The sequence below is a fragment of the Streptomyces sp. NPDC054841 genome, from assembly GCF_053611045.1.
Map to the genome: position 1 here is coordinate 1 of NZ_JBSGZO010000565.1, position 5,027 is coordinate 5,027.

Consider the following 5,027-nt stretch of genomic DNA (forward strand, 5'->3'; position numbering starts at 1 on the left):
AGTCAGTGCCGCATGGCTGCCACGCCATGCGGCACTGCTCGACGCAGTTGACGAACTGCACGACACGGCCCGGCCGCACCCTCGGCAGCCGCCCTCTCACGCCGGTGTCCGTACCGTGGCGCGCCTCAGCTCCTCGGCGCCTCACCCAGCTCCGGATACGCGTCGAGCAGTTTGCGCGGGGCAGCCTGGCGCCAGGAGTCGAGCAGGATCGCGCGGAGCTCGTCATCGTCCTCCAGCGCACCGAGCCGCACCCTGAGCCAGGCGTAGTTGTCGTCGTGGCCCCGGCGTATGAAGAACTTGTCAGGCTCGGAGGCGATCAGCTCGTCACGGTCCTCCTTGGGACACTTGACCCCGATCGCCTGATCGTCGTCGTCGAGCGAGGCGAAGATCTTCCCACCCTGCCCCGCCCGGAACGTGGGCATGCCCCAGGCGAGCTTCTCCACCGCACCGGGCAGCGAGAGCGCGATTCTGCGTACGTCGTCGGCGTTGGCCATGTGACGACCCTACGACGCACCACTGACAGACTCCCCCGGGCTCGGGGTGGAGCTGGACGAGTCGGTGGTGCGGCGGTCGGCCGTCGACGTACTGGAGCAGCGGGCCTGAAACGGCGCGTTCTGAACGCCGACGCGCAGGCGTGACGGTGCGCGCCGTCCGGCACCCCGGTGCGCCGGTAGGACAGGAGCGGTCAACAGACGGCTTCAACAGGACTGCTGACTGCACTCTCGTGCCTCATGAGCCTGTTTGCCCACCTCTGGAACAGGGCCCTTGTCCCTCAGTGCCATATGCCCACAAAACCTTTACCGATGGCATGCGACAGCATGCAACCCCGGGGGAATGCCCTACGGATAGATCCGGACGGGCCAATACCACACAGCACGCAGTTCCAATCAAACGCCAATGGAGGGAATTTCGGCCAAAGTTGGCCACGGCGTTGTACCGTCCGTAAGCGATCAACACCATGCAGTGGTCGGCCTGTTACGGGACGAGACCACGCCGATGCACGACCTGCTCCAACGCACGGACGAGCAGGCGTACCGCAGAGGAAGGCTCCCGATGGACGGGTACTTCGCCAGTCGACTGCATCATCAGCTCCGAGACCAGGTCCGGCACTTCGCGGAGAGTGAGGTCCGTCCGCGGGTTCCCGCCATGGAGGCGGCCCGCACGGTCCACCGCGATCTGTCCCGGCTGATCGCCCGGCAGGGCTGGCTCGGAGCGACGATCGGCAAGGCGCACGGCGGCATGGGTGTCGGCCACCTCGCCAAGACCATCATCATCGAGGAGCTTTCCCGGGTCAGCGGCGCGATGGGGGCCATGGTGCAGGCTTCCCAGCTCGGCGCCGCCAAGATAGTCCACTTCGGGAGCGAGGAGCAGAAGAAGACCTGGCTCCCGGCGATCGCGGCGGGCGAGTGCCTGCCCACGATCGCGGTCACCGAGGCCGATTCGGGCGGCCATGTGCTGGGCATGAGCGCCACCGCCGTACGTGACGGCGACGAGTACATCATCAATGGCCGAAAGGTGTACGTCGGCAACAGCCATGTCGGCGATCTGCACGGGGTGGTGGTCCGGACGGGACCGGGTTCCGGTGGCCTCACCGCATTCCTCGTCGAGTCCGACCGGCCCGGGTGCCGTACCGGCGAGCAGAAGCCGACGATGGGCCTGCACGGATTCGGCTTCGGCGAGCTGGTCTTCGACAACTGCCGTGTGCCCGTGGCCAACCGGCTCGGCGAGGAGGGCGACGGGCTCGCCGTGGCGTACTCCTCCAGCGTGCTCTACGGGCGCGCCAACCTCACCGCCGTCTCGCTCGGACTCCATCAGGCGATCCTGGAGGAGACCACGGCGTTCTGCGTCGAGCGCCACCGCTACGGCAAGCCCCTGCACGAACTTCCGTCCGTCAAGCTGAAGCTGGGGCAGCTGCAGTCCCGGCTGATGACGGCGCGGCTCGCCGCGTACCACGCGGTGCATCTGCTGGACCAGGGGCTGGCCTGCGACGCCGAGCTGATGAACGCGAAGCTGGTCAATGTCGAGTCCGCGCTCGACTCCGCGCGGAACGCGATGGAGATCCACGCGGCGGCCGGGCTGTTCACCGACCGGCCCATCGAGCGGTATCTGCGCGACGCGCACCACATCTTCGCTCCCGCCGGCACCTCCGACATCCAGCTGCTGCGGCTGGCCGAGGTCGCTCTCGGCACGCCGAAGGGACAGTGGTCGGAGCGTCTGGCGGACCTGACACGGACGGAGGCGCTCGTCTGACCCGGTGGACGGAGACCTGGTCAGTAGGGAGACCGGGACAGTGAGGTCCCCGGGGAGCGCCGATGATGCCCCGGGGACGCCCGGCCGCGTCAGAGCCGGGCGTCCTCACGGCGGTGGATCTGCTCGACCAGTTCCGCCGCGAGCGACTTGATGGTCTCCAGCCCTGGCCGGCCCCAGGGCCGCGGCTCGGTGTCCACCACGCAGATCGTGCCCAGGGCTATGCCCGTACGGTCGATCAGCGGGGCCCCGAGGTAGGAGCGGATGCCGATCTCGTCGACGACCGGATTGCCGGCGAACCGGGGGTAGTCGCAGACGTCCTCCAGGACGAGCGCCTTCCGCCGCACCACGACATGCGGGCAGTAGCCGTGGTCGCGGGCCATGAACCGGCCCACGTCCCCGCCCGTCGCGGCCACCGCCGCGCCGAGGTCGCTGCCCGAGTGCGTACCCGCCGGAGTGTGCAGTCCCGCGAAGAACTGCCGGTTCTCGTCAATGAAGTTGACCATCGAGAAGGGCGCCCCGGTGACCTCCGCGAGCTTGCGGGCGAATTCGTCGAAGGCCGGGTCGGGCCGGTCGCCCAGCCCCAGCTGGCGCAGCCGCTGCACCCGCATGGGCGCCTCCCGGTCGACTGGTGTCAGCAGCAGATGGCCGGTCGGGTCGTACGTCATGACTGAGCTCCATAGCTCGGCGCCGCTGCCGGTGCCGGGGTGGTGGCGAGCAGATGCTGGACGAGGGTGACCAGGGTCTGGGTCCCGGAGCCGGCGACACGGGCGTCGCACAGCACGACGGGGACCTCCGGTTTGAGGTCGATCGCGGCCCGCACCTCCTCGGGCTCATAGCGGTAGGCGCCGTCGAACTCGTTGACGGCGACGACGAATCCGATGCCGCGCCGCTCGAAGAAGTCGACGGCGGAGAAGGAGGCCTCCAGGCGGCGTGTATCGGCGAGGACGACCGCGCCGAGCGCTCCTTCGGAGAGCTCGTCCCACATGAACCAGAAGCGCTCCTGGCCCGGGGTTCCGAAGAGATACAGCACATGCCGGTCGTCGAGGGTGATCCGCCCGAAGTCCATGGCCACCGTTGTGGTGGTCTTGGACTCCACGCCCTCCAGGCTGTCGGTCGCGACGCTGACCGTGGTCAGCAGCTCTTCGGTGCTCAGCGGCTCGATCTCGCTGACCGCGCCCACGAGGGTCGTCTTGCCCACCCCGAATCCGCCCGCGACCAGGATCTTGAGCGCGGTGGGGAAGACGTCGGAGGGGTCGCGGGTCACAGGGCTGCGTTCAGAGCCGTCGTCGTAGGCCATCGAGCACTGCCTCCAGCAAGGAACGGTCGGTGGGAGTGTCGTGGAAACCGGGCGCTCGGGCGGTGACCGCCCCGCAGTCCACGAGATCGGACAGGAGCACCTTGGTGACGACCGCCGGCAGCCGTAAGTGCGCGGCGACCTCCGCCACCGAGGTGGGTCCGTCGCACAGGCCGAGGGCCAGAGCGTGCTCAGGCCCCAGCGGCCCCTGCGGGACCGCGCCGGTGGCCATCACCAAGGAGAGCAGATCGAGGGCGGCCGTCGGACGGGTGCGGCCGCCGCTCACCGTGTACGGACGGATGAGGCGGCCGGCCGCGTCGTCGAGCCAGGGCCCGTCCTTCGGGGCCGGCACGGTCAGAGCCCCGTGACGCTCGGCGCCCCGGCGGGCCGTCTGGCCGGGGTGACCAGGTACGGCCGTACGCTCTTGACGAGCATCGCCATCTCGTAGCCGAGTACCGCCGCGTCCGCCTCGCGCCCGGCCAGCACGGCGAGACAGGTGCCGGAGCCGGCGGTGGAGACGAAGAGCAGTGTGGAGTCGAGTTCCACCACGACCTGGCGAACTTCTCCTCCGTCCCCGAACCGGGCGCCCGCGCTGCGGCCCAGCGAGTACAGGCCCGAGGCGAGGGCGGCCATGTGGTCGGCGCTGTCGGCGTCGAGGCCGTGCACGGATCTCACCAGGCCGTCGGAGGAGAGCAGAACCGCGTTGCGGGTGTACGGCACCCGCTGGACCAAGCCGCTCAGCAGCCAGTCGAGATCCGAGGAATGGCCGGTCGGCACATCGCTCGCCATGGTGCATCTACTCCTTGTGGGTGTCGTTCAGTTGATGCGGTTCATGTTGATGCGGTTCGTGTCGATGCGGTTCATGTTGATGCGGTTCGTGTCGATGCGGTTCGTCGGTCGCTGTGGGAGCACTCGGGGGCTGGGACTCGGCGAGGCCTATGCCCCGCTGGAAGGCCGCCATCAGACCGGGGTCGTGCAGCGCCTGGTCCTCCGCGGGGCGACGCGGCGCGGGATCGCTGCGCAGCTGCGGCACCAGGTGCTCCTGGGCACGCCGCTTGGGCAGTTGGGGGCGGCCCATGGTGCCTCGTACGACCTGGGCCTCGGCGCCCGCCTGCGGGATGCCGTGCTGAGGAGTTCCGGACTGTGATTCCCCTGGCTGCGGAGTGCCCGGCTGCGGAGTGCCCGCTTGCGCCGGGGGGTGGCCGGCGCCGGGGCGGGCGGCGGGCGGGTTGGGGCGCTCCGGGTGCTCGCCGCGCACCGGCAGCGGCCCGGAGGTACTGCCGTCCGCCGACGACGGGTGGTGCGGCTGCTGTTGTTGTTGCTGTTGCTGTTGTTGCTGCTGCTGCTGCTGAGGGATGCCCGGCATGCTCGTCGCATACGTGAGCGTGCGCTGCGAGCCGGTGTGCGCCGTGTCGGAAGCGGCGTCGACCGCAGTGTGGGCCGCGGCGCCCCCGGGGGCCGCGGCCCGCTCCCGGCCGGCAAC

6 protein-coding genes and 1 pseudogene are annotated in these 5,027 nt (G+C 69.7%); 1 reads left to right on the top strand and 6 read right to left on the bottom strand.

Going from position 1 to position 5,027, the window contains the following annotated elements; genetic code table 11:
* Window positions 1-125 precede the first annotated feature (125 nt).
* Window positions 126-494 (bottom strand): MmcQ/YjbR family DNA-binding protein, encoded by a 369-nt coding sequence (locus tag ACWGI8_RS39275; protein WP_453668229.1) that lies wholly within the window; start codon window positions 492-494, stop codon window positions 126-128.
* 559 nt (window positions 495-1,053) lie between these two features.
* On the opposite strand from ACWGI8_RS39275, the gene ACWGI8_RS39280 reads away from it, so the two are divergent.
* Window positions 1,054-2,250, top strand: coding sequence for an acyl-CoA dehydrogenase family protein (locus tag ACWGI8_RS39280; protein WP_453668234.1), 1,197 nt, complete (start codon window positions 1,054-1,056; stop codon window positions 2,248-2,250).
* A gap of 89 nt (window positions 2,251-2,339) precedes the next feature.
* Here the strand turns inward: ACWGI8_RS39280 and ACWGI8_RS39285 are convergent, their stop codons facing one another.
* The 5 genes and pseudogenes from ACWGI8_RS39285 to ACWGI8_RS39305 form a co-directional block, all read right to left on the bottom strand.
* Window positions 2,340-2,915, bottom strand: coding sequence for a GAF domain-containing protein (locus ACWGI8_RS39285; RefSeq protein WP_453668230.1), 576 nt, complete (start codon window positions 2,913-2,915; stop codon window positions 2,340-2,342).
* Window positions 2,912-3,547, bottom strand: a complete 636-nt coding sequence (locus ACWGI8_RS39290) for a GTP-binding protein (RefSeq protein ID WP_453668231.1) — start codon at window positions 3,545-3,547, stop codon at window positions 2,912-2,914. The genes ACWGI8_RS39285 and ACWGI8_RS39290 overlap by 4 nt, the downstream gene beginning before the upstream one ends.
* Complete coding sequence (locus tag ACWGI8_RS39295; protein ID WP_453668232.1) at window positions 3,525-3,896, bottom strand: DUF742 domain-containing protein; 372 nt, start codon at window positions 3,894-3,896, stop codon at window positions 3,525-3,527. Before ACWGI8_RS39295 ends, ACWGI8_RS39290 begins: the two co-directional genes overlap by 23 nt.
* Before the next feature lie 2 nt (window positions 3,897-3,898).
* On the bottom strand, window positions 3,899-4,333 hold the full coding sequence (locus ACWGI8_RS39300; RefSeq protein WP_453668233.1) for a roadblock/LC7 domain-containing protein: 435 nt from the start codon (window positions 4,331-4,333) through the stop codon (window positions 3,899-3,901).
* A gap of 7 nt (window positions 4,334-4,340) precedes the next feature.
* Window positions 4,341-5,027 (bottom strand): annotated as a pseudogene (locus ACWGI8_RS39305) (hypothetical protein); the annotation flags it as partial.